The 26,101-nt window shown below is 68.9% G+C and carries 23 protein-coding genes and 2 pseudogenes; 14 read left to right on the top strand and 11 right to left on the bottom strand.

The genetic code is table 11. From position 1 onward, the window contains the following. Positions 1-175: 175 nt before the first annotated feature. Positions 176-412 (top strand): annotated as a pseudogene (locus BM393_RS01575) (Lrp/AsnC ligand binding domain-containing protein); the annotation flags it as partial. A 99-nt stretch (positions 413-511) separates the two neighbouring features. On the opposite strand, the gene BM393_RS01570 reads toward BM393_RS01575, so the two are convergent. The 3 genes from BM393_RS01570 to BM393_RS01560 form a co-directional block, all read right to left on the bottom strand. After that, entirely contained in the window at positions 512-745 is a 234-nt protein-coding gene (locus BM393_RS01570; protein ID WP_091720723.1) for a DUF2798 domain-containing protein, read from the bottom strand. Then, positions 742-1,398 carry a flavodoxin family protein gene (locus BM393_RS01565; RefSeq protein WP_091720720.1) on the bottom strand — a complete coding sequence of 219 codons (657 nt, stop codon included), beginning with the start codon at positions 1,396-1,398 and terminating at the stop codon, positions 742-744. The genes BM393_RS01570 and BM393_RS01565 overlap by 4 nt, the downstream gene beginning before the upstream one ends. Positions 1,399-1,465: 67 nt before the next feature. Further along, on the bottom strand, positions 1,466-1,987 hold the full coding sequence (locus tag BM393_RS01560; RefSeq protein ID WP_091720717.1) for a DUF2938 family protein: 522 nt from the start codon (positions 1,985-1,987) through the stop codon (positions 1,466-1,468). Between the two features lie 131 nt (positions 1,988-2,118). Between BM393_RS01560 and BM393_RS01555 the strand changes: the two genes are divergently transcribed. Next, on the top strand, positions 2,119-2,541 hold the full coding sequence (locus BM393_RS01555) for a helix-turn-helix domain-containing protein (protein ID WP_091720713.1): 423 nt from the start codon (positions 2,119-2,121) through the stop codon (positions 2,539-2,541). A 70-nt stretch (positions 2,542-2,611) separates the two neighbouring features. On the opposite strand, the gene BM393_RS01550 is transcribed toward BM393_RS01555, so the two are convergent. Continuing rightward, positions 2,612-3,253, bottom strand: coding sequence for an NrsF family protein (locus tag BM393_RS01550; protein WP_091720708.1), 642 nt, complete (start codon positions 3,251-3,253; stop codon positions 2,612-2,614). Next, complete coding sequence (locus BM393_RS01545; RefSeq protein WP_091720703.1) at positions 3,250-3,813, bottom strand: sigma-70 family RNA polymerase sigma factor; 564 nt, start codon at positions 3,811-3,813, stop codon at positions 3,250-3,252. Before BM393_RS01545 ends, BM393_RS01550 begins: the two co-directional genes overlap by 4 nt. A gap of 159 nt (positions 3,814-3,972) precedes the next feature. Here BM393_RS01545 and BM393_RS01540 point away from each other — a divergent pair, with 159 nt between their 5' ends. The 4 genes from BM393_RS01540 to BM393_RS01525 are packed head-to-tail and all read left to right on the top strand — an operon-like array spanning position 3,973 to position 6,362. Then, the gene (locus BM393_RS01540; protein ID WP_091720700.1) at positions 3,973-4,251 is read left to right on the top strand and encodes a DUF2282 domain-containing protein; all 279 of its coding nucleotides are present in this window, start codon (positions 3,973-3,975) and stop codon (positions 4,249-4,251) included. 10 nt (positions 4,252-4,261) lie between these two features. Beyond that, positions 4,262-5,110 (top strand): DUF692 domain-containing protein, encoded by an 849-nt coding sequence (locus BM393_RS01535; RefSeq protein WP_091720697.1) that lies wholly within the window; start codon positions 4,262-4,264, stop codon positions 5,108-5,110. Then, positions 5,107-5,868, top strand: a complete 762-nt coding sequence (locus BM393_RS01530) for a DNA-binding domain-containing protein (RefSeq protein WP_091720694.1) — start codon at positions 5,107-5,109, stop codon at positions 5,866-5,868. Before BM393_RS01535 ends, BM393_RS01530 begins: the two co-directional genes overlap by 4 nt. Then, entirely contained in the window at positions 5,865-6,362 is a 498-nt protein-coding gene (locus tag BM393_RS01525; RefSeq protein WP_091720690.1) for a DoxX family protein, read from the top strand. The genes BM393_RS01530 and BM393_RS01525 overlap by 4 nt, the downstream gene beginning before the upstream one ends. A gap of 82 nt (positions 6,363-6,444) precedes the next feature. Here the strand turns inward: BM393_RS01525 and BM393_RS01520 are convergent, their stop codons facing one another. Then, on the bottom strand, positions 6,445-8,568 hold the full coding sequence (locus tag BM393_RS01520; protein WP_091720687.1) for a LamG-like jellyroll fold domain-containing protein: 2,124 nt from the start codon (positions 8,566-8,568) through the stop codon (positions 6,445-6,447). 847 nt (positions 8,569-9,415) lie between these two features. On the opposite strand from BM393_RS01520, the gene BM393_RS01510 reads away from it, so the two are divergent. Further along, positions 9,416-10,378, top strand: coding sequence for a polysaccharide lyase family 1 protein (locus BM393_RS01510; RefSeq protein WP_141225188.1), 963 nt, complete (start codon positions 9,416-9,418; stop codon positions 10,376-10,378). A gap of 45 nt (positions 10,379-10,423) precedes the next feature. On the opposite strand, the gene BM393_RS01505 is transcribed toward BM393_RS01510, so the two are convergent. Together BM393_RS01505 and BM393_RS01500 are read right to left on the bottom strand one after the other, a co-directional pair. Next, positions 10,424-11,515, bottom strand: a complete 1,092-nt coding sequence (locus BM393_RS01505) for a non-reducing end alpha-L-arabinofuranosidase family hydrolase (RefSeq protein WP_217648370.1) — start codon at positions 11,513-11,515, stop codon at positions 10,424-10,426. Positions 11,516-11,649: 134 nt separating this feature from the next. Beyond that, positions 11,650-13,821, bottom strand: a complete 2,172-nt coding sequence (locus BM393_RS01500; protein WP_091720675.1) for a VPS10 domain-containing protein — start codon at positions 13,819-13,821, stop codon at positions 11,650-11,652. Between the two features lie 396 nt (positions 13,822-14,217). Between BM393_RS01500 and BM393_RS01490 the strand changes: the two genes are divergently transcribed. Beyond that, positions 14,218-16,491 (top strand): LamG-like jellyroll fold domain-containing protein, encoded by a 2,274-nt coding sequence (locus BM393_RS01490; RefSeq protein ID WP_091720666.1) that lies wholly within the window; start codon positions 14,218-14,220, stop codon positions 16,489-16,491. 64 nt (positions 16,492-16,555) lie between these two features. Here BM393_RS01490 and BM393_RS01485 read toward each other — a convergent pair. After that, positions 16,556-16,735 (bottom strand): annotated as a pseudogene (locus tag BM393_RS01485) (transposase); the annotation flags it as partial. 115 nt (positions 16,736-16,850) lie between these two features. Here BM393_RS01485 and BM393_RS01480 point away from each other — a divergent pair. The 3 genes from BM393_RS01480 (at position 16,851) to eutC (ending at position 20,208) form a co-directional block, all read left to right on the top strand. Next, the gene (locus BM393_RS01480; RefSeq protein ID WP_091720662.1) at positions 16,851-17,930 is read left to right on the top strand and encodes a pirin family protein; all 1,080 of its coding nucleotides are present in this window, start codon (positions 16,851-16,853) and stop codon (positions 17,928-17,930) included. A 72-nt stretch (positions 17,931-18,002) separates the two neighbouring features. Further along, positions 18,003-19,406 carry an ethanolamine ammonia-lyase subunit EutB gene (locus tag BM393_RS01475; RefSeq protein WP_091720657.1) on the top strand — a complete coding sequence of 468 codons (1,404 nt, stop codon included), beginning with the start codon at positions 18,003-18,005 and terminating at the stop codon, positions 19,404-19,406. A 10-nt stretch (positions 19,407-19,416) separates the two neighbouring features. Further along, entirely contained in the window at positions 19,417-20,208 is a 792-nt protein-coding gene (gene eutC / locus BM393_RS01470) for an ethanolamine ammonia-lyase subunit EutC (protein WP_091720654.1), read from the top strand. Positions 20,209-20,303: 95 nt separating this feature from the next. Here the strand turns inward: eutC and BM393_RS01465 are convergent, their stop codons facing one another. Continuing rightward, complete coding sequence (locus BM393_RS01465; protein WP_091720650.1) at positions 20,304-20,645, bottom strand: nuclear transport factor 2 family protein; 342 nt, start codon at positions 20,643-20,645, stop codon at positions 20,304-20,306. A 1,025-nt stretch (positions 20,646-21,670) separates the two neighbouring features. Between BM393_RS01465 and BM393_RS01455 the strand changes: the two genes are divergently transcribed. Then, entirely contained in the window at positions 21,671-23,611 is a 1,941-nt protein-coding gene (locus BM393_RS01455) for a LamG-like jellyroll fold domain-containing protein (RefSeq protein ID WP_091720645.1), read from the top strand. A 47-nt stretch (positions 23,612-23,658) separates the two neighbouring features. On the opposite strand, the gene BM393_RS01450 is transcribed toward BM393_RS01455, so the two are convergent. Next, positions 23,659-23,820, bottom strand: coding sequence for a DUF3224 domain-containing protein (locus tag BM393_RS01450; RefSeq protein ID WP_256382266.1), 162 nt, complete (start codon positions 23,818-23,820; stop codon positions 23,659-23,661). Between the two features lie 208 nt (positions 23,821-24,028). On the opposite strand from BM393_RS01450, the gene groES reads away from it, so the two are divergent. Both groES and groL read left to right on the top strand, forming a co-directional pair. Beyond that, positions 24,029-24,319 carry a co-chaperone GroES gene (gene groES, locus BM393_RS01445; RefSeq protein WP_091720640.1) on the top strand — a complete coding sequence of 97 codons (291 nt, stop codon included), beginning with the start codon at positions 24,029-24,031 and terminating at the stop codon, positions 24,317-24,319. A gap of 56 nt (positions 24,320-24,375) precedes the next feature. Then, positions 24,376-26,013: a chaperonin GroEL gene (gene groL / locus BM393_RS01440; RefSeq protein ID WP_091720635.1), complete on the top strand. Its 1,638-nt coding sequence runs from the start codon at positions 24,376-24,378 to the stop codon at positions 26,011-26,013. Positions 26,014-26,101 lie beyond the last annotated feature (88 nt).

Below are 26,101 nucleotides of genomic sequence, written 5' to 3'. Positions count from 1 at the left end.
GCGGCGAGGCTACGGAGGGCGGGAAAAGGCTGGTTAAACACCTATTAGCAAATCCAGGAAACGAGTCAGTTAAGAGCCGTTTAGCAAATCGGTTTGGGTTGCCAAGTTATTGATTTACAACGGTTTTCGGTAGGGCGCCGGTTAACAACCTATTTAGCGACATCCAATGCATTCACAAGGCTGGTTCGAGCAGTTCCGCGCCGCGGTCGAGGCGATCCCGGAGGTCGTCGAGTTCTACCGGATGAGCGGCGACGTCGATTACCTGCTGCGCGTGGTCGTGCCGGACATCGCGGCCTACGACCAGGTCTACAAGCGGCTGATCGCCAACACGCAGCTGTCGGACGTCAGCTCCAGCTTCGCGATGGAGGAGCTGAAATTCACGACGGCGCTGCCGTTGTCGTATATCCCGTGAGGTAGCCGCTGCCGCTGCCGCGGCCGGGACCGGGACCGGGACCGGGACCGGGACCGCGACAGCGGACTCGGACCTCGCGCGCGCGGGACGGAAAAGTCCTCATTCCATTCGTCGCCCCATCAGCCGTGCCACCAGCCGCCTCGTCAGCGGCGCGACGACCAGCACGGTGGGAAACGCGATCACCCAGGCACTGAGCCACCCCGTCATCCACAGGCCGCCGACGCCGTCGACCAGCCCCACCGCGCGCAGCGTGCTCACCGCCGAGACGAGCAGCGACATCAGCCCCGACAGGATGAAGCCGAACAGCAGGCCGGCGCGGCGCTCGGGCGTCATGCGGGCACGCCCGCCGTGGCGGACGCGGCGACCAGGCTGCCGGCCTCCACGCCGCCCAGCCGATGCAGGGTCTCCGCGACATGACACCCGAACAAGCGGGCGGTACGCACGTCCCCGGGCGAGAACGCATCCGCTGGCGCGCCGTGTGCGGACTGGGCCATCAGCCCGGACCAGGAGCCGAGCCGGTTGGCCGCCTCCGCCTCAGGTACGCCGCGGTGCTGCTCGGGCAACAGCGGGTTGCCGACCCACACCATGCCGTGCTGCATGCAGAAGACGAACAGCGACATCAGCGTCGACTGCTTGTCGCCGGACGGCAGCGAGGACACCGTGAACGCCGCCGCCAGCTTGCCGCGCAGGCGCTGCGTGCGCCACAAGGGGCCGGTCGCGTCCATGAAGTGCTTGAACGGCCCCGACACGCCGCCCAGGTAGGTCGGCGAGCCCAGCACCAGTCCGTCGTAGGCGATCAGGTCGGCCGGCGTCGCGGCGAGGTCCTCGGCCTTCAGCAGGTCGGCCGCGATGTCGGGCACCTCGCGAGCGCCCGCGCGGATGTGCGACGCGATGTGCTCCGTGTGCCCGTGGGCGCTGTGATAGACGATCGCGAGGCGGCGTGGCGTCCGGACCGGTCGGTCGGTGGGGATGGCAGTGACTTTCATGGGAGTCCTTTCGAGGGAAGAAACGGCGGACAGGCAGACATCGGGGCAGCGGCGTGGCCACGCCCGCTCATCGCAGCGCTTGCAGCGCCAGCGCGCTGATCAGCAGGCCGATGCCGAACACGAGGTGGTTGTTCAGGCTTCGCAGCCGGTTCTGGAAGGGCGCGGCGGTGCGGCTCGCCGCGACACCGGCGCCCATCGGGGGCTGCATGACGAACCAGGGCATCAGCACCGTGGCGACGCCAACGCCCACCGCCGGCTCCCAACTCGGCGCAAGGAGCCAGCCGGGTCCGGCGATCACCACGAGCAAGGCCGCGAAGGCAATGCCGACGGCGTAGTGCACCAGCCATCCGAGGACCGCTTCGCCCGGGACGGCCGGCGCCTGTCCGATCGACGCGTGAGCGAAACGCCCCCGCGCCATGTGTCCGACCCAGCGTCCTATCCAGGCCATCGGCTGCGTGGGCACGCCGGCGCGTCGCAGCGCCATCAGCCAGAGGTCGAGGATGGCGGTCGCACCGATGCCGATCAGCGCGATGTGGCCGAGGGCACCCGGCGGCAGGGAAAGGAGGAGGGGCAGCGGTGGGCTTGTCATCGTGGGCCTCGTGGGCAGTCAGTCGCGGGCACTCGGGGTGGCGGGTTGACGTGTTGCGTCGATGGGCGGCACGATAGAAGTTGAAGTCAACTTCAAGTCAAGCGCTCATGAGCCAATCCCCACCCGGTCCGATGGACATCGCGCAGGTCGCGAAGCGGACCGGCATTGCGTCCTCGACGCTGCGCTACTACGAGCAGCGCGGGCTGATCCGGTCGCTCGGACCGGCCGGTGCGCGGCGCCAGTTCCCGGCGAAGGTGCTGGACGACCTGGCGCTGATCGCGCTCGGTCAGGCGGGCGGTCTGTCGCTGGACGAGATCCAGTCGATGCTGACGCCCACCGGCCCGGTGATCGACCGTCAGTTATTGGCCGCCAAGGCCGACGAGATCGACGCGACGATCCGCCAGCTGCGCGCCATCAGCCGCGGGCTGAAGCACGCGGCGGTCTGCCCCGCCAGAAGCCACGCCGCCTGCGCGACCTTCCGCGGCCTGCTCAAGGCCGCCGCGTCCGGCGCGCTCGATCGGCGCGTGCAATCGCGGTTCCGGCGCGACGAATAGCCGCGACTGCGGCTTGGGGCGCCCACGTGACAATCGCGCGGGCCATCGCTGCGATCGCCCGCTCGCGGGCTCACCATCTCAACCAGTGCCGCCCGGCGAGCGCCCCCAGCGCCGCCGACAGCCCCATGCCCAGCACGTACCAGACGGCGACGAAGGGCGCGGCCATCTCCGGGCAGTGCAGCGAATAGACGCAGGCGCCCACCGCGCCGGCCAGCCAGCCAGCCGCCGCGCCCGTCAACGTGGGCCGCGTCGGCGCCAGGCCGCGCAGCGCCCACAGCAGCGCGATGCCGATCGGCAGCGCGGTCGCCGTCACGTTGAACACGCAACTGCGCCAGGTGGTGCCCAGCACCAGCGGCATGCGCGCGGCCGGCTCGGCCATCCACAGCACGGCCGCGGCCCAGATCCACAGCAGCGACACCGGCAGCCACACGCCCAGCCACCAGCCGCGCACCCGCGCGCCCGGATGGCCCAGCCGGAAGACCACGACCAGCCCGGTGACCGCCACCGCCAGCGGCATCGCGACCTTCTGCCAGAAATCGGCGGTCGTCATCAGCAGCGGCAGATCGGCCCGCAGGCCGAAGGCGGCCTGCACCCAGGCCAGGGCCGCCAGGATGCCCAGCACCAGCGCCGCGGCGAAGCGCCGCTCCCCCACGCCCGTGGGCACCGGGCCGGCATCCCGGGCCAGCAGCGCGATGAGCTCGTCGGTCTTCATGTCATGTCCTTCCACAGGCGCGCCAGCGCCTTCAAGCCGCGATGCACGCCGACCTTCACCGCCGATTCGCTCATGCCGGTGAGACGCGCGGTCTCCTCCACCGACAGGCCTTCCAGCTTGGTGTGCAGGATGGGCAGGCGCTGGCTGGTCGGCAGCCGCTCCAGCAGCCGGCCGAGGTCACGACGGGTGTCGCCGGCCTCGTGGTCGGCGGTCGCGAACACGGCCAGGTCCTCGTCCAGCGGATCGTTCAAGGCCTCCTGCCGCGCGCGCCGGCGCCAGAGGTCCACCAGCTTGTAGCGGGCCACCGCGTGCACCCAGGCCGTCAGCGGCTCGCCGCGGCGATAGGTCTGGCGCTGCGCGTGCACGGCCGTCAAGGTGTCCTGGACCAGGTCCTCGACCTCGTCCGGCAGCTGCTGCAGCCGACGCCGGAAGTACCCGCGCAGCAAGGCCCCCAGGCGTTCGAGGAAGTGGCGGTAGGCCGCCGCGTCCCCGTCCAGCCCGGCCAGGAACAGCTCGTGCAGCTCATGCTCGGTCGCGATCACGGGGTCTATTCGCGTCATGGGACCGGAAGGTTACAGACCGCTCGAAAAAAAGAATCCGGGAAATTTCCCGTGGCGCTGTAACCCGGAGCGCTTCCATCGCGAACTAGCTGCCGGAACGCGACGGAATCGCCGCCGCGTCCGACCCACAACCCGATCCACCGCACAAGGAGTGCCCCCATGAAGTCGACCACCCTGAGCCTCGCCCTGGTCACGCTGACCACCCTGTCCGCTTCCGCGATGGCGCAAGACGCCAAGCCCGCCGCCGCCGAGAAGGAGCGCTGCTACGGCGTGGCGATGGCCGGCAAGAACGACTGCGCCGCCGGCCCCGGCACCACCTGCGCCGGCACCGCCAAGATGGACTACCAGGCCAATGCCTGGAAGTACGTGCCCGCCGGCACCTGCACGACGATCAAGACGCCCAAGGGCATGGGCTCGCTGACCGCCACCAAGTCCTGATCGGCCGGCCATGACGCGCGCGCTGGGCGCCGGCCTGGGCTTCAAGCCCGAGTTCGCGGAGGACGCGCTGGCCGCGCGCGATCCGGGGCTCTGGTTCGAGGTCCATCCCGAGAACTACCTCGTCGCCGGCGGCCCGCGCCTGGCCCTGCTCGAGGCCTTGCGGGCCACGCACCCGCTGTCGCTGCATGGCGTCTCGGCCTCGCTGGGCGGCGCCGCGCCGCCCGATGCCGATCACCTGCGGCGACTGGCGGCGCTGGTCGACCGGGTGGCGCCGGCGCTGGTGTCCGAGCACCTGGCCTGGAGCCGCGCCGGCGGCGCCTACGCGCCGGACCTGCTGCCGGTGCCGCGCACGACCGAAGCGCTGCGGCGCGTCGTGGCCAACGTGTCGCGGCTGCAGGATGCGCTGCGACGCCCGGTCGCCATCGAGAACCCCTCGCACTACCTGCACTTGGACCATGCGTGGGGCGAGGTCGATTTCCTGCACGAGCTGGTCCGACGCAGCGGCTGCGGCCTGCTGGTCGACGTCAACAACGTGTTCGTGTCGGCCAGCAACCTCGGCCTGGACGCCGCGGCATGGATCGACGCGATCGACGGCGACGCGGTGATGGAGATCCATGTCGCCGGCCACCGCCCCGACGCGAATCCGTCGACCGGTCTGCTGATCGACAGCCACGATGCGCCGGTCGCGGCGCCGGTCTGGGCCCTGTTGGAGCGGCTGACCGCCCGCATCGGACCGCGCCCCACCCTGCTCGAGCGCGACGGCCACCTGCCCCCGTTCGCCGAGTTGATCGCCGAGCGCGGCCGTGCCCAGTCGGTGCTCGCGGCCGCCCCGCGCCTTGCGCTGGAGGTGACCGCATGACGCTCGTTGAATTCCAGACCGCCTTCTGGCGCGACCTCTGGGCCGAGGCCGACGGTCGGGCCCCGCCCAAGGGGCCGGCGGCGCAGCCGGGTTTCGCCGTCTATCGCAACACCGTGCTGAAGGGCTGCGCGGAGGCGCTGGTCTCGTTGTACCCGGCCGTCCACCGGCTGGTCGGCGACGACTGGATGCGGGCCGTCGCGCTGGACGCCGCGCGGGCCGCCCCGCCCGCGGGCGGTGACCTGCAGCACTACGGTGCCCATTTCCCGGCCTTCCTCGATCAGGCGCTGGCCGGCGGCGACTGGCCCTGGCTGGGCGAAGTCGCTCGGCTGGACCGCCTCTGGAGCGAATGCCACGTCGCGGCCGACGCGCCGGTGCTCGACCTCCACACGATCGCGGCACTCGATCCTGCGCGGCTCGCCACCACGCGGCTGGTGCCGCATCCCGCGGCCCGCTGGCGCTGGTGCGCGGACTGGCCCGCCTTCTCGCTCTGGCAGGCCGCACGGACCGCGGCCGCCGATCCGAATCCGCCGTGCTGGCACGGCCAGGGCGCGTTGCTGACGCGGCCCGCCGGCGCGGTGCTGGGCCTGGCCATCGACAGCGCCGACTGCGCGCTGCTCGAGGCCTGCGCCGCCGGCCAGACGCTGGGCGAGGCGCTGGACGCGGTCCAGGCCCGCCATGCCTGCTTCGATCCCGGCGCTTCGCTGGGTCGCCTGCTTCAACAAGGCGCTTTCGCCGCCCTCACGGAGATGCCGTCATGAACACCCTGTCCACGTCCTCGTCCCGCGCCCTGAGCGGCGCCTCGTGGTCGCTCGCCGCGCTGCGCGCGCGGCTGGAGCGGTTGATCTCGCACGACCTGATCGCGCTGGCCTGCCGCTTCAGCATCGCGGGCGTCTTCTGGCTGTCCGGCCGCACCAAGGTCGAGGGCTGGTTCACGCTCACCGACACCACCTTCCTGCTGTTCCGCCAGGACTACGCGCTGCCGCTGATCCCGCCCGAATGGGCCGCCTACCTCGCCACCGGCGCCGAGCATCTGCTGCCCATCCTGCTGGTGCTGGGACTGTTCACCCGCCTGGCGGCGCTGGGCGTGCTGGGGATGACGGCGGTGATCCAGCTCTTCGTCTATCCGTCGGGCTGGCCGACCCACCTGAGCTGGGCGGCGCCGATGCTGTATCTGGTGGGCCGGGGTCCGGGGCGCTGGTCGCTGGACCATGTCCTGTTCGAGTCCTCCAGCGGGAGACCCCGACTGCCGTGACGGCCCGCGCCGCGCCGAGCCGGGCCGCGACAACCCGGGCGCGGGCGGGCCCGCCGCCTTCAGCCCGCCCGCCGCGTCGGGCTCATCGCTTGCGCGCGGTGAGCCACTTGTCGGCGCTCAAGGGCTCGCTGCAGATGCGGATCTCGCCCAGGCTGCCGAGGAAGCCGTTCGACGGCGCGTTCGCGTAGACGCCGCCGCCGATGATCATCCGGTCGCTGGCGCTGCTGAACGCGATGCCGTTCGTGTTGGACGCGTTGCGCAGGATGGGCGCGCCCTCCACGTACATGATGGTGCTGTTCTGCGCCGGGTCGTTGACGATGGCGACGTGGATCCAGCGCTCGGTGACGATCTCGCCGGAGAAATTCGCCGCCGGCGAGCGCGTGCCCGGCGTGCTCGGCGTCACTTCCCATTGCACCTCGCGCAGGCTGGAGATCGCGAAGATCAGGGCGCTCTCGTCGCCATCGGCGCTGGCGTCGATGCCGGCGACATCGCCGCGCCGCCCCTCGCGCTCCATGATGTTCATCCACGCGTTGTTGGCCGCCGTCCAGTTGGCGGGCAGCTTGAGGAAGGCCTCGACCGTGTAGCCGGCGCTGAAGCTCAGCCCGTTCAGCGGCGCCGTCACGTCGGTCGCGAACGCGCTCATCCGCAGCGGCGAGTTCACCGAGTTGGAGAAGCGCACGCTGCCCGGCGCGGCCGAGAGGTAGTGGTGGTCGCTCGACCAGGTCAGGTCGCCCTCCTGCGCGGCGCCGCCCTGGGCCAGCGGCTGGCGCGCGATCGGATTGGCGCCGGTCTCGTCCTGGATCACCTGGCCCACCGGCACGACGCCGCCCTCGGTGCCGCCGAAGAAGCGCCAGTGCGCGACGGTCGACGCCACCACCGGGTAGTCGCTCGGGTCCGCCGCCGCCTTCTTGACGCTGGGCGCCGGCTCGGTGAAGTGGGTCAGCAGGGCCGCCTTGGCGCGCTCGTTGATGGGCGCGTTGCCGGCCGCCGGTTGGGCGAAGTCGGGGTTGAAGCGCGCGAAGCGCTTCTTGAAGTCGATGTTGATCTCGAACTGGTGGTTCGCGTCGGAGAGCACCGCCACGTCGAACTCGTTGAGCGTGTCGGTCGGCTTCTGCGTGACCCAGGGCGAGAACGACATCACCTTGATCTTGTTGTTGGTCAGGTCGAATTCGTACAGGCGCATGAGGCCGTTGCCGCCCATGTAGGCCATCTGGTAGTCGACCACCATCTCCTCGACCGCGTTGCCGAAGTCATTGGTCTTCGTCAGGTGGGCGCCGCCGTGGTAATGCCCGTTCAGGGTCATGAAGATCTGGTCGTTGTCGCGGATCAGCTTGTCCCACAGCATCAGCCCGTAGGGGACCTCGAGCGGGCTCACGCCGTCGGCCGCGATGTTGAGCAGCTGGTGGGTCGCGAGGATGGTCGGCAGCGTCGGATGCTTGGCGAGCACGCCGCGCGCCCAGGCGATCGCGGCGTCGGACGCGCGCCAGGACATCGACAGCACCATGAAGGCGTTGCCGTCGACGTTGACGACGTGGTACTCGTGGAAGCCCGACGGGTCGCGCCCGCCGAAGGTGGACTGCTGCTGCGCCCGCGTGGTCGGGAAGGCCTGCAGGTAGGGCTCCTTGGCGAGGTTGCGCTGCGCGTCGGTGTTGGCCGACTGGCTGCTGGCATCGACATAGTCCACGTCGGAGATCACGTCGTGGTTGCCGGCCAGGATGGAGTACGGCATCTTGGCCGACTCCAGCACCTTCATCGCCGAATCCGCGACCTGCCACTGCAGCGGCTTGCCCTGCTGGTCGACGACGTCGCCGAGGTGGATGGTGAACGGGATGCGCAGCGCCGCGGCGTTGTCGGCGATCCACTTCGTCTGCGCCACATACGGCGTCGAGCCGTACTTGCGCTGGAACTGCAGGTTCTCATCGGTGGTGGCGTAGCGCGAATAGAACTGCGTGTCCGGCAGCACGGCCAGCGCGAAGCTCGAGACCTGGGCCGGCGTTCCCGCCGGGGTGCCGCCGCCGGCGTCCGGGCCGCTGCCGCCGTCGTTGTCATCGCCGCCGCCGCCGCAGGCGGTGAGAAGGCTGGCGCCGCCCAGGGACAGGCCCAGGCCCGCGCGCAGCAGCAGTCGGCGCTGGCGGTCGGGAAGGCCCTCGAGTTGACGCAGCGAGGAGAGGGGCAGCGACGAGGCGCTCGGATGCTTTGACGACATGGGCGGTGGTCCAACAACGAAGAACAACAACCCCGTCACCTTGCCTGCCGGTCATGTCATCGGTGTGGCGGAGTTATCACCACGGCGTTCAGGCAGTCGCTGACAGCACTTACCACTTGTCACGCAGTCGCATGGCGAACGCCTCTTAGCATCCGCGCCGCTGACTACGTTGTCAGCGCACAGGGAGCGGAGGCTCCGACTCCCGCATCCGGGAGCGGCACTCCGTCGCAGGAGACGAGGGGCGCCTTTGCATCGGCATGCACGCGGTGCGGCAGCAAGGGCTGGTTTGGGAGCGGACGATCGCCTGGCCGATGGCGAGGCCGGTCCGCGCACATCGAAGATCAAGATCATGACAAGACGCACGCAGGTGGGCCCCGTGGAGTTGGCCCAACTCCGCTACTTCGCTGCCGCAGTGGCGGCCACCAGCCTGATGACCGCCTGCGGCGGGGGCGGCTCCGGCAACGCGGACACCACGGCGAGCACCGCGCCGCCGACCGCGTCAACCCCGACGCCATCGCCGTCGCCCTCACCCTCACCCTCACCCTCGCCGTCGCCGTCGCCCTCACCCTCGCCCGCCCCGGCGCCCGCACCGTCACCGTCACCGTCACCGTCACCGTCACCGTCACCGTCACCGGCGCCGGCGCCGTCGCCGTCGCCATCGCCAGCTCCAGCCCCTGGGCCTGCACCGGCTCCTGCGCCTGCGTCGACTCCTGCACCAGCACCAGCACCGGCACCAGCTCCGGCTCCGGCTCCAGCACCCGCGCCGTCCACCCCGCCGCCCACACCGACCGACAACCACAGCGGCGGTTATGCCGGCACGGTCACCGGCGGCGGCACGGCCAAGCCCGTGGTGGTCACCACGGCCGCGCAGATGCAGGCCGCGGTCGATGCCTACAGCGGCTCCGGTGGCCTGGTGATCACCTACACGGGCAGCTTTGATTTCGGCACCATCCCCGACCCCTGCACGCAATGGAAGAAGCCGGCAGGCGACATCGTGGAGCTCAAGGGCAAGCGCGACATCACCATCCAGGGCGCCACCGGCTCGGCCGCCAACTTCGGCCTGGCCATCAAGGCCGACGCCAGCAACATCATCATCCGCAACATGACGATCGGCCTGCTGCCCGGCTCCATCGACGCCATCGGCATCGAGGGCCTGGGCAGCAAGTTCCCCGCCTACATCTGGGTGGACCACAACACGCTGTTCAGCTCGCTCGCCGAATGCGCCGGCGCGGGGGACCTGGAGTTCGACGGCCTGGTGGACAACAAGGCGGGGGCCCACCACATCACCTACAGCTACAACGCCATCCACGACCACCACAAGGTCGGCCTGATCGGCAGCAGCGACAGCGACTCGAGCGACCGCTACATCACCTTCCATCACAACTACTACCGCAACGTCGGCTCGCGCCTGCCGCTGCAGCGGGGCGGCTACACCCACCTCTACAACAACCTCTACAGCGGCGTGACGGCCTCCGGCATCAACGTGCGCATGGGCGGCTACTCGCTGATCGAGGCCAACTACTTCGAGAACGCCAAGAACCCGGTGACCTCGCGGGACAGCCCGACGCTCGGCTACTGGGAACTGCGCAACAACAACATCACCAAGGTGGCGGACTTCAGCACCTACGGGGTGTCGTGGACCGATTCCGACAGCAGTCCATCGAGGAACGCGTCGGACTGGACCACCACCGCCGCCTACCCGGTCAGCATCTCCTACAGCTACACGCCGGACACGCCCAGCTGCGTGAAGGCCAAGCTGCCCCAGGTGGCCGGGGCCGGCACCTCGCTGGCCAAGCTGAGCTGCCAGTGAGCGGCGGCGCCCGTCACCCCGGGCGGCCTCATTTCGTGAAGGCCATCAGCGCTTGCACAGATCGCTGATGGCGTTGCGACCGACGGCCGTGATCAGGCCCAGCCGATACGGCAGCTCGATGTACTCGTACTTCTTGCCGGGTGTCATGTCCAGGCCCTGGTAGAGGAACTGGAGCGGCTTGCACGGATCGATCGTCAGCGTCTGATCGACGCCCGCGCGGATCATCTCGCCGTGCGAGACGCCCTCCGACCAGACGCGGCCGTTGAACTTGAGGTTCTCGGCGCCCGCGAACCGGTTCATCGCGCTGCCCGGGATCGGCCGCCATTCCCCGTCCAGGCGGTCGGCCAGCCAGGCGCGGAAGTAGCGCCCGGTCGGACCCATGGCCTCGATCAAGGTCAGGTAGTGCCCGGTGCCTTCGATCTTGTAGGTGTTGCTCGCCTCGAACAGGTCTTCACGCCGCTCGGTCTTCATGGCGAGCACGGGCGTGGAGAAGCCTTGAGGGAAACGCTCGATCGAGGTCTCCGCGCGGAAGAAGCTGCCGTTGTCGTTGGTGAAGAAGAGGTGGCACTTCCGGTCGTCGCAGATGATCCAGAAGTCGAGCCAGGCGGCCTGGCCCTTCTCGTCCTTCACGATGTCCGGCGCGGCCGCATAGAACGGCCGCGGCGCCGTCCATGAGCGGGGATCCGCCAGGTTCGTGGTCGTGGAGTACATCGGATCGCCACCCTGGTAGATGAGGTACCAGAGCTTCTGCGGCGCGAAGTAGAAGACCTGCGGCGCCGCCCGGTAGCCGGGCCCAATAGGCGACTGGTCCAGCATGAAGACAGGCGCCTGAGGCGCGTCCTTCCAATCGGCGAAGCTGGTGTAGGCCATGCCCCAACCCTTGGTGCCGGCCGTCGTGAAGAAGACGTGATAGCGCTTGTCGTGGAAGACGACGGACGGGTCCTTGACGCCAAAGAGGCCCTCCGCGTCGGCGGGCGGCTTGATCAGGGGTTCGCTGGATTCCCAGGCGAAAGCAGGCGCCGGCGCCATCGCGGGTTGGGCCGCGGGTTCCGCCGCGTGGGCCAGCGGGCTCAGGGCCGTGCAGAGGGCCAGCCAGAGGGCGGACGGCCAGCCCGGCGTGATGTTGAAGTTGCGCATGGTCGAAGGTCTCCGGCGATCTCGCCTCGCAGCGTGACGGTGCGGAGATCGGGATGGTGATGAGGTGGTGATACCCCACCGGCGTCGACGCATTGCCCGGGGCAACGCGGACGCTGGCGAGGGGCGATCAGGCTTCAGTTGCTGTACAGCAGCCCGCGGCCGGTGCCGCTGAGGTAGACGCGCCCGTAGACGTTCTGGTCGGCAGCCATCACGCCGATGCCGCCGAACTGGTGGGCGTCGTCGTTGAAGCGGGTCCAGGTGGCGCCACTATCGTCGGAGCGGTACACGCCCCACACGCCGCCGACGGTGCCGACCACATAGACCGCCGCCGAGTAGGAGGCGCCGTCCTTCGCTTTGCCCAGAGCCACCACGGTGGCGCCCTGCAGGTCGGGCCAGGCGTTGCTGCCCTGGACCGATGCGAACTGACTGAGCTTCTGCCAGGTGGCGCCCGAGTCCACCGAGTGGTACACGGCATTGCCGTCGGCCATCCAGAGGTCGCCTTCGGCATTGGGGTTGACCGCCATCGAGGTCACCCACCAGCCGTTGGGCGCGAGCGCCGCCGTCACCGAGCCCTGGCTCAGCGCGAAGCTGTGGCCGCCATCGGTCGAGACGTAGACCCGGCCGGCCGACGCCCACCAGGCGCCGCCCGAGTCGTAGGCATAGACCTTGTTCGGATTCTTGCGATCGACCGCCAGCCGGTAGCCGCGGTTCCAGCCGACGGCGGGCAGCGCCGGCAGGTTGGTCGCGGTCCAGGTGGCGCCGTTGTCGGTCGTGTAGGACGGCACCGAATTGGCGGGCGCCCAGACCGCCTTGTTGCGCGCGGTGACGACCAGGCTCGACTCGCTGGAGGTGTTGGTCGCGGCGCCGGCCGGCAGGCTGGCGAAGGTCGTCCAGGTCTTGCCGCCGTCGCCGGACCAGTAGCCGGTGCCGGTGTTGCTCGAGTTGATGGCGCCGGAGGCCGCGATGTACTGCGGATCGGACCAGGCCATGTCGGCCGCGATGCCGTTGCTCCAGCCCAGGCCCGGCGACCGGGTCGGCGTGGTCGTCACATCCGTGTGGATCCAGGTGCCGACGTCGCCCGAGCTGTTGATCAGCAGGTAGGACGCACCGGGCGGCGGCGCCACGATGGCCTGCGCGGCGATCTCCTCGATGCCGGCGATGACGCCGCTCCAGGTCGGCGTGGCCGAGGAGGCGTTGCGCGTTTCGACGACGCCGCCGCCGTGGACGTGCAGGATGTGGTCGCGGTCGGAAGGATCGATCTCGACGTCGTCGACCCAGCCCGAGGCGATCTCGCCCGGCATCTGCGCTTCGATCTCGCGCCAGGTCAGGCCGGCGTCGTCGGACAGCTGCACGATCTGCTGGCCGTTCCAGTTCCCCCAGGAGTTGGTCACGCCCAGCGCGATGCGGGTGCTGGCGCCGCTGCCCTGGACCGAGACCCCGCCCAGGCCGAAGTTGGTCCCTCCCGCCGGGTCCACGCTCTTGAGCAGCGTCCAGGTGGTGCCGTCGAACTTGTAGAGACGGCCGGGGCCGCCGGCGCCGGGTCCCGCGTCCTTGGTGAACACGACGTAGAAGACGCCGTCGGCGGCACGCACCATGTGCGGGATGTGGAAGCCCGAGACCGGCGTCGTGACCGCGGTCCAGGTGGCGCCGCCGTTGGTGGACCGGTACATGTTGGAACCCAGGCCCGCGACGCTGGCGTAGTCCGGCGCGACCGCGGCGTAGAGCGTGGAGGTCGCGGTGCCGGTGCCTTTCGTGCCGGTGTCGTACACGACCAGCTCGATGCCCATCGCGCTGCCGCCCGCGGCCTTGATCTGGTCCTGGGTCATCCTGGCGCTGGACAACGCGCTGACCTGCGCCCAGCTGCGGCCCGAGTCCTCGCTCTTCCACAGGCCGGCGGTGCGCGAGCCGTAGAACAAGGTCGACGGCTTGTTGGGGTCGACCATCAGGCGCTCGCCCATCGCGCGGCCGCCGTTGTTGCCGCCGGTCGAAAACGGCAGGTTGACGAAGGTCCAGTGATCGCCGCGATCGCTGGAGATGTACAGCCGGGCATCGGCCTTGTCGGTGTTGTACATGCCGGCGGCCATGTACACGAGGCGGTCGTCGTTCGGGTCGACGGCCATGCTCTCGATGCCGTGGTAGGAGCTCTCCGCGGCGCTGAAGCCCAGGCCGTCGGTGATCGGCGTCCACGACGAGGCGGCCGGATTCCAGCGGTAGGCGCCGCCGATGTCGGTCCGCGCATACAGCAGGTTCGCCGTGCTGGGGTGGAACACCAGGCCGGTGACGTAACCGCCGCCGCCGAACTTCATGCTGTTCCAGGACGTCGCGTGCGCCGGAGCGGGCGCGGGGGCCGGGGCGGGCGGTGGCGCCGGCGCGGGTTCTGGCGCAGGCGCAGGCGCGGGAGCAGGCCCGGGCGCGGGCGCCGGGGCCGGTGCGCCCGAGCCCGAAGTCGGGCTGGGAGTCGTCGTGGTGCCGCTGTCGCCCCCACCTCCTCCGCAGCCCGACGCGAGGGCTGCAGCGACGAGGGACAGGGCGGCAAGTCGTTGTCTCTTGATTGATGTGTTCATGAGGAGCGGGGAACGAAAGGTAACGGAAGCCCGACCAGGTTATTGATATAACGCTAAATCCCCGGCATGTTAGTTCGGCCGGCGCATGAACTATCGATGGAAAACACCTACCGGGTCACCGGAGGTTGGAGGCGTGAAATGTCCGGCAACAAATTCCCATTCGACGAGGGCGAGGCGCCTGTCAACACCACCCGCCGCAGGCTGTCGGCGGGACTCTTCGGGTTGCCGATGCTGCCGCTGCTGCCCGCCTGTGGAGGCGTCAACGGTGACTCGGAAGGCAAGGCCGCCGGGGGCGAGGCCGTGGCCGATGCGAAGACGCCTGACGGCTCCGGGGGCTCGCCGGCGGGGCGCGTCCCGGCCTCGCAGAGCGGCGTCTTCCGCCACCCGGGGCTGCTGGTGACCGAGGACGACTTCACGCGCATCCGCGCCCACATCAAGGCGGGCCAGGAGCCATGGACGGGCTGGTGGAACAAGCTGAGCGCCGACCGCTTCGCCAGCCTGGACACCCGGCCCTTTCCGCTGCCTGCCGTCTACCGCGCCGACGGCAGCAAGAACAACCTGTACGTCGACATCTGGCGCGCCTGGACGCTGACCCTGCGCTGGAAGCTGTCGGACCCGCCGGACAACCGCTATGCCGACAAGGCCGTGGAGTTCCTGGACGCCTGGGCCAGCACGCTGAAGGAGGTCGGGACGGTGCCGCCCGGATCGACCGCGCATGACGACCACACCTTCATCCTGATGGCCGGCATGCAGGGCCACCAGCTGGCGCAGATCGGCGAGATCCTGCGCACCTATCCGGGCTGGGCGCCGGAGAGCCTGAAGCGCTTCCAGGACATGCTGCTCAAGGTCTTCGGCTCGATCTCGTCCTGGTTCCTCAGCGACGGGCGCATCGGGTCTCATGCCAACTGGGACATGGCTTCGATCGTCGGCGCCATGGCCATCGGCATCTTCTGCGACCAGCCCGACCTGTACCGGCTGGCCTGCGACTGCTACGCGGGCAACAACCGCGGCAAGCTCAGGAACTTCGGCAACGGCTCCATGGTCCACGGCGTGTACTTCATGCACCCGGGCCACTTCGGGCAGTGGGAGGAGAGCGGCCGCGACCAGGGCCACGCGACGCTGGGCATGTCGCTGGGCGGCGACGTGATGGAGATGGCCTGGAACCAAGGCGACGATCTCTATGGGCTGGGCAACAACCGCTTCCTGTCGGCGGCGGAGTACGTGGCGCGCTCCAACCTGCTCGACGAGAACGGCAAGCCCTATCCGATGCCGTTCGCCCGTGAACACAATCCGACGCAGCCTCACACCTCGCTGTGGACGGAGGTGAACCAGTCCTTCCAGCACGGCCGCAACGCCTGGGAGCCGATCTACAACCATTACGTGAACCGCATGGGGCTGGCGGCGCCGAACGTGGCGCGCATGGTGAAGCTGTGCGAGCCGAAGTACGGCGGCAGCAGCGACGACATCTGGTGGCCGACGCTGATCCACCGCCGCGCGGACTACACCGCCCCAATGAAGCCGGCCTCCGGCCTCACGGCGCACACGCGCGGCGATCGCGTCGTGCTGTCGTGGTGGGGCAGCGTGGGCGCCACCGCTTATGCCGTCCGGCGCGGCAGCCGGGCCGCCGGGCCGTTCACGCTGCTGGGCACGGTCTCGGCGAGCGAGGTGCTGACCTACAGCGACGCGCCCCCCAGCGGCGTCTGGTTCTACCAGGTCACCGCGCAGGGCAACGGCGCGAGCGCCGGTTCCCCGGCGGTGCGGGCCGTGATGCCGGGCGAGGACCGCTTGTCGCTGCCGCTGAACGGCCGGAACGGCACGGAGACCTTCGGCGCGCTGCTGGGCGCCGACGGCGTCCGGAGCGTCGTCGAGGGCAAGCTGCTGGACGGCGCGGCCTGGGGCGACGGACGCCGGGATGACAAGGCCATCGTCTTCGACGGCAAGAAGGCGGGCCTGCAGTTGCCCGCGGGGATCTTCAGCGGGCTCGAGGACTTCACGGTGTCGCTGTGGGCGTATGCGAATGCGCTGCGCTGGGACACCTGCCTGTTCTTCGCCGGGAACGACGCTTTCTCCTATATGTGCATTGCGCCCCAGAGCGGCCGGGGCGGGCTGCGATTCGCCATTGCAGGCGCGACCCACAACGACTCGCAAGGCATGGAGGCGCCGGGGCCCTTGCCCATCCGGCGCTGGGCTCATGTGGCGGTGACGCTCCGGGCGGGCACCGGGCGGCTCTACCTCGACGGCGTGGAGGTGGCGAAGGCCGACGACATCCTGCTGTCGCCGCGGCAGGTCGGCGACCAGGTCACCTTCCTGGGTCGCAACTGGGGGCATCCGTCCTTCAACGGCCGCATCCAGGACTTCCGCGTCCAGGTGGGCGCGCTGGGCGCGGCGGAGATCGCGGCGCTGGCGAAGTGACGTCGACTCGTTAGGGAAGTTCTGCACAACACGTTGGCCGATGCCTCGTGGCCGGGATGAAGGGGCCCGCCGTGCCGCGCACCCAGTGGACCAAGCCCGATTCGGCATCCACGCCGATATGCGCCTTCATGCCGAAGTACCACTGCTTGCCCTTCTTGCTCTGCTTCATCTCAGGCTCGCGTTCGCCCGAGGCGTTCTTCGTCGAGCTGGGCGCCGAGATCAACGTCGCGTCCACCGCAGTGCCGGTCTTGGCTTGCGCGTCTTCTTCGTCGAGAGGTTCAGGCTGACCGCCGCCTTCCAGCATGCCCCCAGCACGATGCACGATTTCGCGTTAGGGTGAGGGCCCTTGGGGCCCCGCCATGACCACCCTCCGCACCGACCTCTCCGCCTCTCCCGTCCTCTCCGTTCAGCCCCTGGGCATGCCCTGGGACACGGTCGACCCCTTCCTGTTCTGCGTGCACCACGACGACGCCTATCCGCGCGGCAACGGCCGGTACGGCCCGGATGCTTCGCTGCTGGCGGGCCGGCAGATGGGTTCCGACTTCTCGCGCAAGGACGGCTGGAGCATGTACCACGGCCAGCAGGTGCCTGGCTTCCCCGCCCACCCGCACCGCGGCTTCGAAACCGTCACCATCGTGCGCCAGGGCCGCATCGACCATTCCGATTCGCTGGGCGCCGGCGCGCGCTTCGGCGGCGGCGACGTGCAGTGGCTGACGGCCGGCAAGGGCATCGTCCACGCGGAGATGTTCCCGCTGCTGCACACCGACCGTCCCAACCCGCTGGAGCTGTTCCAGATCTGGCTCAACCTGCCCGCGGACAGCAAGATGGTGGAGCCGCACTTCACGATGTTCTGGTCGCAGGACATCCCGCGGCACACCTTCGTCGACGACGCCGGACGTGCGACGGAGGTGGTGGTCATCGCGGGCGCCCTGCCGGACGCCGCTCATGCCGGCGCGACGGTGACCAAGCCGCTCGCGCCGCCGCCGGACTCGTGGGGCTCGCGGCTGCATTCGGACCTGGCCATGTGGACCCTGCGCCTGGAGCCCGGCGCGCAATGGACCTTGCCCGCGGCACTGGGCGACGGCACGCGACGCAAGCTGTACTTCTTCGCCGGCGGCCGCATCACGATCGGCGACGAGCCCGTGACCGTCGGCCATTCCATCGAGGTGCGGGCCGGCCTCGACGTCGTGCTTGTCAATGGCGACGAACCCGCCGAGTTGCTGATGCTGCAGGGCCGTCCCATCGGCGAGCCGGTGGCGCAGTACGGCCCCTTCGTCATGAACACCGAGCAGGAGCTGCGTCAGGCCTTCGAGGACTACCGTCGCACCGAGTTCGGGGGCTGGCCGTGGCCGGACCCGGCCCCGGTGCACGGCGACCAGGAGGACCGATTCGCGCGGCATGCGGACGGCCGGACGGAGCGGCCGCCGGCGCAGGACTGAGTCACCGCAAGCGAGGCGCCGGTCACACGATCGGACAGGGACCACGGTTAAGCTGGACGCAAGGAGGCAGCGATGAATGTTTCCCAGCGCGTCGGCGCCATCAGCTACCGTTTCGACAGCCTGCGCGAGCTGATGGCCAAGGCCACACCGGAGCGTTCGGGCGACCGGCTCGCCGGCGTCTGCGCCGGGTCTGAGCAGGAACGCGTCGGCGCGCAGATGGCCTTGGCCGATCTGCCGCTGAAGACCTTCCTCAGCGAGGCCCTGATCCCATACGAGGACGACGAGATCACCCGACTCATCGTCGACGGCCACGACGCCGCGGCCTTCCAGCCGATCACCCACCTGACGGTCGGCGGGTTGCGCGAGTGGCTGCTCTCGGACGCGGCGGACACCGCGGCGCTCACGCGCCTGGCGCCCGCCCTCACGCCCGAGATGGTGGCTGCGACCAGCAAGATCATGCGGAACCAGGACCTGATCCTGGTCGCTCGCAAGTGCCAGGTCGTCACACGCTTTCGCAATACGCTGGGACTCACGGGCAGGCTGTCTACGCGCCTGCAGCCGAATCATCCGACCGACGACGCCAGCGGGATCGCCGCGAGCGTGCTTGACGGTCTGATGTACGGCAGCGGCGATGCGGTCATCGGCATCAATCCCGCCACCGACAACCTGACCCAGGTCGCGCATCTGCTACGCCTGCTGGCGGAGGTCATCGAGCGCTTCGAGATCCCCACCCAAAGCTGCGTGCTCACGCACGTGACCAACACGATGCAGTGCATCGAGCGCGGCGCGCCGGTCGATCTGGTGTTCCAGTCCATCGGCGGCACGGAAGCGACCAACCGCAGTTTCGGTGTCGACCTGAAGCTGCTGGCCGAGGCGCGCGCGGCGGCCTTGTCGCTGGCGCGGGGCGCCTACTTCGACGACGGCCAACGCGGGCAGCACGTGATGTACTTCGAGACCGGCCAGGGCAGCGCGCTGTCCGCCGGCGCGCACCACGGTTGCGACCAACAGACCCTCGAGGCCCGGACCTACGCGGTGGCGAGGCACTTCGAGCCGCTGCTCGTGAACACGGTGGTCGGGTTCATCGGGCCGGAGTACCTGTACGACGGCAAGCAGATCATCCGGGCCGGGCTGGAGGACCACTTCTGCGCCAAGCTGCTGGGCCTGCCGATGGGCTGCGACATCTGCTACACGAACCACGCGGCGGCGGATCAGAACGACATGGATGTGCTTCTCACGCTGCTGGGCGTGGCGGGCTGCAACTTCATCATGGGCATCCCGGGCTCGGACGACGTGATGCTCAACTACCAGACCACCTCGTTCCACGACGCGCTGTACGCCCGGCGGGTGCTGGGCTTGCGCGCCGCGCCGGAGTTCGAGCGCTGGCTCGAACGCATGCGCATCGCGCGACCCGGCGCGCCGGGGCATCTGGTCGACGCCATGTCCCCGGCCTTCGCTGCCTTGCTGCCATCGTCGTGAGCGAAACACCATGAGCGACGCGATTACTCCCAATCCCTGGCACACGCTGCGGCGCCACACGCCGGCGCGGATCGGGCTGGGCCGAGCGGGCGTCAGCCAGCCGACGGCGGCGCACCTGGCCTTCCAGTTGGCCCATGCGCAGGCGCGGGACGCGGTGCATCGCGAGCTGGATCACGTGGCGCTCGCGGCGGCCCTGAACGAGGCCGGGTTGGAAACGCTCGATCTGCACAGTGCCGCCGCGGATCGGGCGGCGTACCTTCAGCGACCGGATCTCGGTCGACGGCTCGACGACCGGTCGACGGCCGTGCTGTCCTCGCTCGATGCGCAACAGCAGCCGGATCTGGCGCTGGTCGTGGCCGATGGCCTGTCCGCGTTGGCGATCGAGCGGCATGCGGTCCGGTTCGTCGAAGCGCTCCGGCCGCTGCTCGCCGACGGCTGGCGTTGGTCGCCCGTCGCCATCGTCCGTCAGGCGCGCGTCGCGATCGGAGATCCGATCGGTCAAGCGCTGGAAGCGAAGCTCGTCGTGGTGCTCATCGGCGAGCGCCCTGGATTGAGCTCCCCCGACAGCATGGGCGTCTACGTCACCTGGGCGCCTCGCCCCGGCCGCGTGGACGCGGAGCGCAACTGCATCTCCAACGTGCGACCGGAAGGATTGGCGCCGGCCACCGCGGCGGCGCGGCTGGCGTGGTTGCTCCAGGAAGCGCGGGCTCGTCAGGTGACGGGTGTTGCGTTGAAGGATGAAAGCGTGGAAGTGGCGCCGGCGGTCGAGACTCGGGAGCCGTTCCGGCTCGACAGGCGCTGATCACGGAGGCAGCGGCCGCCGCGGATATCGATGGCTGCGTCCGATGGTTCCGACCGTTGTCAGGTTGATCGGACTCGGTGGGCGGCTCCGGGACGCTAGACGACGAAAGCGCGCAGTTCAGCCAACAAGCCATCACGGAAGCGCCAGACATCGCAGTACTCATGCCGGGAGGCTTCCCCCTTGTCGTCCTTGAGCGTGATCTCGCCGATCGCAATGACGAAGTCGCCCTCTGCCACCATTCGATGGACGTCGAACTCGGGGGGCTCGCGATAGGTGTCGGCCATCCACTTGCGAACGGCTTCCTTGCCCCTGAGCGTCCGCTCGCCGACAAAGGTCCACTCGGTATCCTCGGTGCAGAACTGCAGGAATCCTTCGAAGTCGCGCTTGACGATGGCCGCGTTCGCCTTCTCAAGAATCGATTTATGGGCGTGAGACATGCAGGTTCTCCTGGTCAGATCGGTCCCAACAACAACGGCAACCCGCTTGCCACCTGGATCCGTGTCCGTGTCCTGTCGCAAGGCGTCTCGTTCGATACGACTTCTGTAATTCCCGTTGCGGCGCCGTTACCTCATGTAGCGAATTCCAGGGGCACCGCATTCAACGCCCGACCTATCATGCCGCCGCAACGATTTAACGCTAAATCGCCGCAAACACTCGAGTAGCCCGGCATTTCGCTGCAATCGGTCATCGACGCCAAAAGCGGCTCGACGTCGTGCTGGCTCGCAGCGAGGGGGAGCGCAAGGCGGGTCGCACGACGCGAGAGAGGGGGTCGCCATGGCGACGCTGCAGCCCGGTGTGGCCGGCGCCGCCACCGTGATGCGTGAACCGCGCCAGCCAAGCCATCCGGTTGCGTGACGAAGTGGCGAGATCAGCCACGCGATCACGCGCCGTTATGACTGCCGCGCACGCCGGCCATAGCGTGGCGCACTTCAACAAGACCACCGCAATGACGATATTCAGACCCGGGGCGGAGCACGCGGCCCTTGACGACTTTCCGGACGCGCACCGGCGCCTGCTGACCTTGGGCGTCGGCCTGTTCCCGATCCTGCCGCTTCTGCCGGGATGCGGCGGCGGCCCGGTCAGCGAGGCGGGTACCCCGTTGCTCGGCGGAGCGGATGAAGCGGCGGCGGGCATCGGGACGCCGCCGCCGCCCGACACGACACCGGATCCTCGGCCCGACGATCCGATTCCAGCCCCCGCGCCGGCGCCGGCGCCCCCTCCCGCCCCGACCGAGCCCATGCCGCCCGCCCCGGCTGCGCCTGCACCCGCGCCTTCACCGGCACCCGCACCCGCACCCGCACCCGCACCCGCACCCGCACCTGCGCCTGCGCCTGCGCCTGCACCTGCACCTGCACCTGCACCTGCACCTGCACCTGCGCCCGCACCGGCACCCGCGCCTGCGCCTGCGCCAGGCGGGCTGGTCCATCCGGGGCTGCTTCATACGCAGACGGATCTTCAGCGCATGCGCGATCAGGTCGCCGCCGGCAGGCAGCCCTGGCTCGGCAGTTGGAACCTGCTGCTCGCCGCGCGTCGTGCCGAGCTGGGCGTGAAGCCCTCACCGCTGGAAGTCGTGAGTCGCGGCGGAACCGGCGAGAACTTCTGGGTGATGGTCACCGACATGATGCGCGCGTATCACCTCGCGCTGCGCTGGAAGGTCACCGGCGACGAGGCCTATGCGAAAGACGCGGTGAAGTTCCTCAATGCCTGGTCGTCGACCTTGAAGCGACTGGCCGGCGATTCCAATCGTTACCTGGCGTCAGGCCTCTACGGCAACCAATGGGCCAATGCCGCCGAGGTGATGCGCACCTATCCGGGTTGGGCCAAGGAGGACGTCGCACGGTTCCAGACCATGCTGCTCAACGTGTTCTATCCGGAGTGCCACGCGTTCCTCACCGACCACAACGGCACCGAGATCAGAAAGGTCACGCACTACTGGGCCAACTGGGACCTGGCGAACGTCTGCAGCATGTATGCCATCGGCGTGTTCTGCGACCGACCGGACATCGTCGCTGAGGCCAGCAACTACTACAAGAACGGCCGGGGCTGTGGATCGCACGGCAACAACGTCTACTACCTGCATCCCGGCTACCTGGGCCAGTGGCAGGAAAGCCACCGCGACCAAGGACACTCCACCCTTGGCATCGCGCTGGCCGGCATGCTGTGCGAGATGGCCTGGAACCAGGGCGAGGACCTCTACGGGCTCTGGAACAACCGCCTCCTCGCCGGTGCGGAGTACGTCGCGAAGACCAACGTCCTGGTCGGACCGCCGCCCGACTACATCGCGTACCCGATGCCCTTCACCCCCTACACCGGCGTCCATGGATCCAGCACCACGGTGTCCGGTGGGGACAACCCTCGCCCCTGCTGGGAACTCATCCTCAACCATTACGTCGCCCGCAAAGGCCTGTCGGCCCCATGGACCCAGAAGATGGTGAACAAGCAGCGTCCTGAACGGGTGGACGGTGGGGATTCGCCGGGCCTGGGATCCTTGCTCTACGTCCGTGACGCCGTCGAGCCCGCCCGGCCGAGCGGCCTGAGCGCCGTCCTCCATGAGGGCAAGGTGCTGATGTCGTGGTGGGGCAGCGCCGACGCAACGGACTATCTGGTGCAGCGCGCGAGTTCCTCCGCCGGCCCCTTCACCACCCTTGCGCGAGTCACCGACCCGCGCACCTACACCGACGCACCGGCTGCGGGCCCCTGGTACTACCGCATCAGCGCCGTCACCGGCCAGGGCGAGCGGGTCGGGGCGGACACCCTGCGCGTGGCGGTGCCCGGAGAACTGTGGCTGCATCTGCCACTCAACGGCAGCACCGATGACCTCAGCGGCAACGGCCGATATGGCGTGCTCATGGAAGGCGCGACCTGGGGCGAGGGGCGCAACGGCAGCACCTGCGTCGTGTTCGACGGCCGCCGTGCCCATGTGCGCCTGGTCGATGGCGTGGTGTCGGCGTTGGGCGACTACACGGTGGCGATGTGGGTCTACTGCGACAACACCGGCGCCAGTTCGCGCTTCTTCGATTTCGGCTCCAACGACGTGTCGTACATGGCGCTCACCCCGCGGGAGTCGACGCGCCCGCCCGTCCCCAGCCTGATGCGCCTCATGTCCACACGCAATCAGTTCTGGATGCCGTCGCCCTTGGCGGCGCCCATTCCGCCCAACGGTCGCTGGACCCATGTGGCCATCACGCTCTCTGGCACGGTCGGCACGCTTTACGTCGACGGCTCACCGGTCGCCACCAGTCCCGAAATCTGGATGGCGCCCTATCAGTTCGGCCACACGACGCGGAACTGGCTGGGACGCTCGCAGTACGGGGGCGATCCATTCTTCAAGGGGCGGATGCAGGACTTCCGGATCTACAGCGGAGCGCTGACCGCCGCCGCCGTTGCGAACCTCGCCCGCTGACAGCCTTGCCCCCGCCCTTGGGCGGGGGCAAGGCGAGCGCGGAAGCTTCACGTCAACTCATACGCCAGCTCAGAGAAATGCCGCCCGTCCCGGATGTCGACGCTCAGCTGCCCGCTGAGCCCGGTCAGCCCGCCGGTCCCTGAATCCGGCACCACCTGCACGGTCAGTGTCGGCTGGCCGCAGTTCATCTCGCCGGTGTGCATCAGCACGAAGCTCCCCTCCCAAGTTAGCTGAATGTCGACACCCGCCCTTGAAAGCGCCAAGCCGGTCCATATAATCTCCCTGCTAGCACTCGCTTCGGTCGAGTGCTAACAAGCCCCACGACGTCCCTCGCGGGGCTTACTTCTTGTGGGGTTGGCCAGTGCGAGAACCGCACGGCGGGCCCTTGAAGCAAGTCTGCACAGTCAAGGAGATCTGATGAAACTGCGTCCTCTGCACGATCGCGTGATCGTTAAGCGCCTGGAAAACGAAACCAAGACGGCCTCCGGCATCGTCATCCCCGACAACGCCGCCGAGAAGCCCGACCAGGGCGAGGTGCTGGCCGTCGGCCCGGGCAAGCGCAACGACAAGGGTGAATTCATCGCCCTGAACGTCGCCGTCGGCGACCGCGTGCTGTTCGGCAAGTACAGCGGCCAGACCGTCAAGGTCGACGGCGAAGAGCTGCTCGTGATGCGCGAAGAGGATCTGTTTGCGGTCATCGCCAAGTAATCGGCGACCACCCTCACAGACCCCATTCATCTAGATAGAGATTCGGAGAGATACACATGGCAGCAAAAGACGTTGTCTTCGGCGGCGAAGCCCGTGCCCGCATGGTCGAAGGCGTGAACATCCTGGCCAACGCGGTCAAGGTCACGCTGGGTCCCAAGGGCCGTAACGTGGTGCTGGAGCGCTCGTTCGGCGCCCCCACCGTCACCAAGGACGGTGTCTCGGTCGCCAAGGAGATCGAGCTCAAGGACAAGCTGCAGAACATGGGCGCCCAGATGGTCAAGGAAGTCGCTTCCAAGACCTCGGACAACGCCGGTGACGGCACCACCACCGCCACCGTGCTGGCCCAGGCCATCGTGCGCGAAGGCATGAAGTACGTGGCCGCCGGCATGAACCCGATGGACCTCAAGCGCGGCATCGACAAGGCCGTCGCCGCCCTGGTCGAGCAGCTGAAGAAGGCCTCCAAGGCCACCACCACGTCCAAGGAAATCGCCCAGGTCGGCACGATCTCGGCCAACTCCGATGACTCGATCGGCAAGATCATCGCCGACGCGATGGACAAGGTCGGCAAGGAAGGCGTGATCACCGTCGAGGACGGCAAGTCGCTGGCCAACGAGCTGGACGTCGTCGAAGGCATGCAGTTCGACCGCGGCTACCTGTCGCCCTACTTCATCAACAACCCGGAGAAGCAGTCGGCGATCCTGGACAACCCCTTCGTCCTGCTCTACGACAAGAAGATCTCCAACATCCGCGACCTGCTGCCGACGCTGGAAGCCGTCGCCAAGGCCGGCCGTCCGCTGCTGATCATCGCGGAAGAAGTCGACGGCGAAGCGCTGGCGACCCTGGTGGTCAACACCATCCGCGGCATCCTGAAGGTCGTCGCCGTGAAGGCCCCGGGCTTCGGCGACCGCCGCAAGGCCATGCTGGAAGACATCGCCATCCTGACCGGCGGCAAGGTCATCGCCGAGGAAGTCGGCCTGTCGCTGGAGAAGGTCACGCTGGCTGACCTGGGCCAGGCCAAGCGCGTCGAAGTGGGCAAGGAAAACACCACCATCATCGACGGCAACGGCGCTGGCGGCGACATCGAGGCGCGCGTCAAGCAGATCCGCGTCCAGATCGAGGAAGCCACCAGCGACTACGACCGCGAGAAGCTGCAGGAACGCGTGGCCAAGCTGGCCGGCGGCGTGGCCGTCATCAAGGTCGGTGCCGCCACCGAAGTCGAGATGAAGGAGAAGAAGGCCCGTGTCGAAGACGCGCTGCACGCCACCCGTGCCGCCGTCGAGGAAGGCATCGTGGCCGGTGGCGGTGTCGCGCTGCTGCGCGCCCGTCAGGCCGCTGGCGACATCAAGGGCGACAACGCCGACCAGGACGCCGGCATCAAGCTGATCCTGAAGGCCATCGAAGCCCCGCTGCGCGAGATCGTCTACAACGCCGGCGAAGAAAGCTCGGTCGTCGTCAACAACGTGCTGGCCGGTTCGGGCAACCACGGCTACAACGCCGCCAACGGCACCTATGGCGACATGATCGAGATGGGCATCCTGGACCCGACCAAGGTGACCCGCACCGCGCTGCAGAACGCCGCCTCCGTGGCCTCGCTGATGCTGACGACCGAGTGCATGGTCGCCGAAGCGCCGAAGGACGAGTCCGCCGCGCCCGCGATGCCGGGTGGCATGGGCGGCATGGGCATGGACATGTAAGAGTCCGGCCGAGCCCGCGACGATCGACGCCCGCCGTCGATCGTTGACGCTCAACAAAGGGGTCGCTTCGGCGACCCCTTTTTTTCAT

It is taken from the genome of Mitsuaria sp. PDC51, assembly GCF_900113225.1.
Taxonomy (GTDB): domain Bacteria; phylum Pseudomonadota; class Gammaproteobacteria; order Burkholderiales; family Burkholderiaceae_C; genus Roseateles.
This window is presented reverse-complemented; position numbering and strand designations above follow the sequence as displayed.

Excerpts from the sequence above, each read along its gene's own strand:
- BM393_RS01535 (WP_091720697.1), top strand. The coding sequence starts at position 4,262 with ATGACGCGCGCGCTGGGCGCCGGCCTGGGCTTCAAGCCCGAGTTCGCG.
- BM393_RS01550 (WP_091720708.1), bottom strand. The coding sequence starts at position 3,253 with ATGAAGACCGACGAGCTCATCGCGCTGCTGGCCCGGGATGCCGGCCCG.
- BM393_RS01570 (WP_091720723.1), bottom strand. The coding sequence starts at position 745 with ATGACGCCCGAGCGCCGCGCCGGCCTGCTGTTCGGCTTCATCCTGTCG.
- BM393_RS01565 (WP_091720720.1), bottom strand. The coding sequence starts at position 1,398 with ATGAAAGTCACTGCCATCCCCACCGACCGACCGGTCCGGACGCCACGC.
- BM393_RS01540 (WP_091720700.1), top strand. The coding sequence starts at position 3,973 with ATGAAGTCGACCACCCTGAGCCTCGCCCTGGTCACGCTGACCACCCTG.
- BM393_RS01545 (WP_091720703.1), bottom strand. The coding sequence starts at position 3,813 with ATGACGCGAATAGACCCCGTGATCGCGACCGAGCATGAGCTGCACGAG.
- BM393_RS01455 (WP_091720645.1), top strand. The coding sequence starts at position 21,671 with ATGCGCGATCAGGTCGCCGCCGGCAGGCAGCCCTGGCTCGGCAGTTGG.
- groES (WP_091720640.1), top strand. The coding sequence starts at position 24,029 with ATGAAACTGCGTCCTCTGCACGATCGCGTGATCGTTAAGCGCCTGGAA.
- BM393_RS01505 (WP_217648370.1), bottom strand. The coding sequence starts at position 11,515 with ATGCGCAACTTCAACATCACGCCGGGCTGGCCGTCCGCCCTCTGGCTG.
- BM393_RS01520 (WP_091720687.1), bottom strand. The coding sequence starts at position 8,568 with ATGTCGTCAAAGCATCCGAGCGCCTCGTCGCTGCCCCTCTCCTCGCTG.
- BM393_RS01490 (WP_091720666.1), top strand. The coding sequence starts at position 14,218 with ATGTCCGGCAACAAATTCCCATTCGACGAGGGCGAGGCGCCTGTCAAC.
- BM393_RS01555 (WP_091720713.1), top strand. The coding sequence starts at position 2,119 with ATGGACATCGCGCAGGTCGCGAAGCGGACCGGCATTGCGTCCTCGACG.
- groL (WP_091720635.1), top strand. The coding sequence starts at position 24,376 with ATGGCAGCAAAAGACGTTGTCTTCGGCGGCGAAGCCCGTGCCCGCATG.
- BM393_RS01500 (WP_091720675.1), bottom strand. The coding sequence starts at position 13,821 with ATGAAGTTCGGCGGCGGCGGTTACGTCACCGGCCTGGTGTTCCACCCC.
- BM393_RS01465 (WP_091720650.1), bottom strand. The coding sequence starts at position 20,645 with ATGTCTCACGCCCATAAATCGATTCTTGAGAAGGCGAACGCGGCCATC.
- BM393_RS01530 (WP_091720694.1), top strand. The coding sequence starts at position 5,107 with ATGACGCTCGTTGAATTCCAGACCGCCTTCTGGCGCGACCTCTGGGCC.
- BM393_RS01525 (WP_091720690.1), top strand. The coding sequence starts at position 5,865 with ATGAACACCCTGTCCACGTCCTCGTCCCGCGCCCTGAGCGGCGCCTCG.
- BM393_RS01475 (WP_091720657.1), top strand. The coding sequence starts at position 18,003 with ATGAATGTTTCCCAGCGCGTCGGCGCCATCAGCTACCGTTTCGACAGC.
- BM393_RS01560 (WP_091720717.1), bottom strand. The coding sequence starts at position 1,987 with ATGACAAGCCCACCGCTGCCCCTCCTCCTTTCCCTGCCGCCGGGTGCC.
- eutC (WP_091720654.1), top strand. The coding sequence starts at position 19,417 with ATGAGCGACGCGATTACTCCCAATCCCTGGCACACGCTGCGGCGCCAC.
- BM393_RS01480 (WP_091720662.1), top strand. The coding sequence starts at position 16,851 with ATGACCACCCTCCGCACCGACCTCTCCGCCTCTCCCGTCCTCTCCGTT.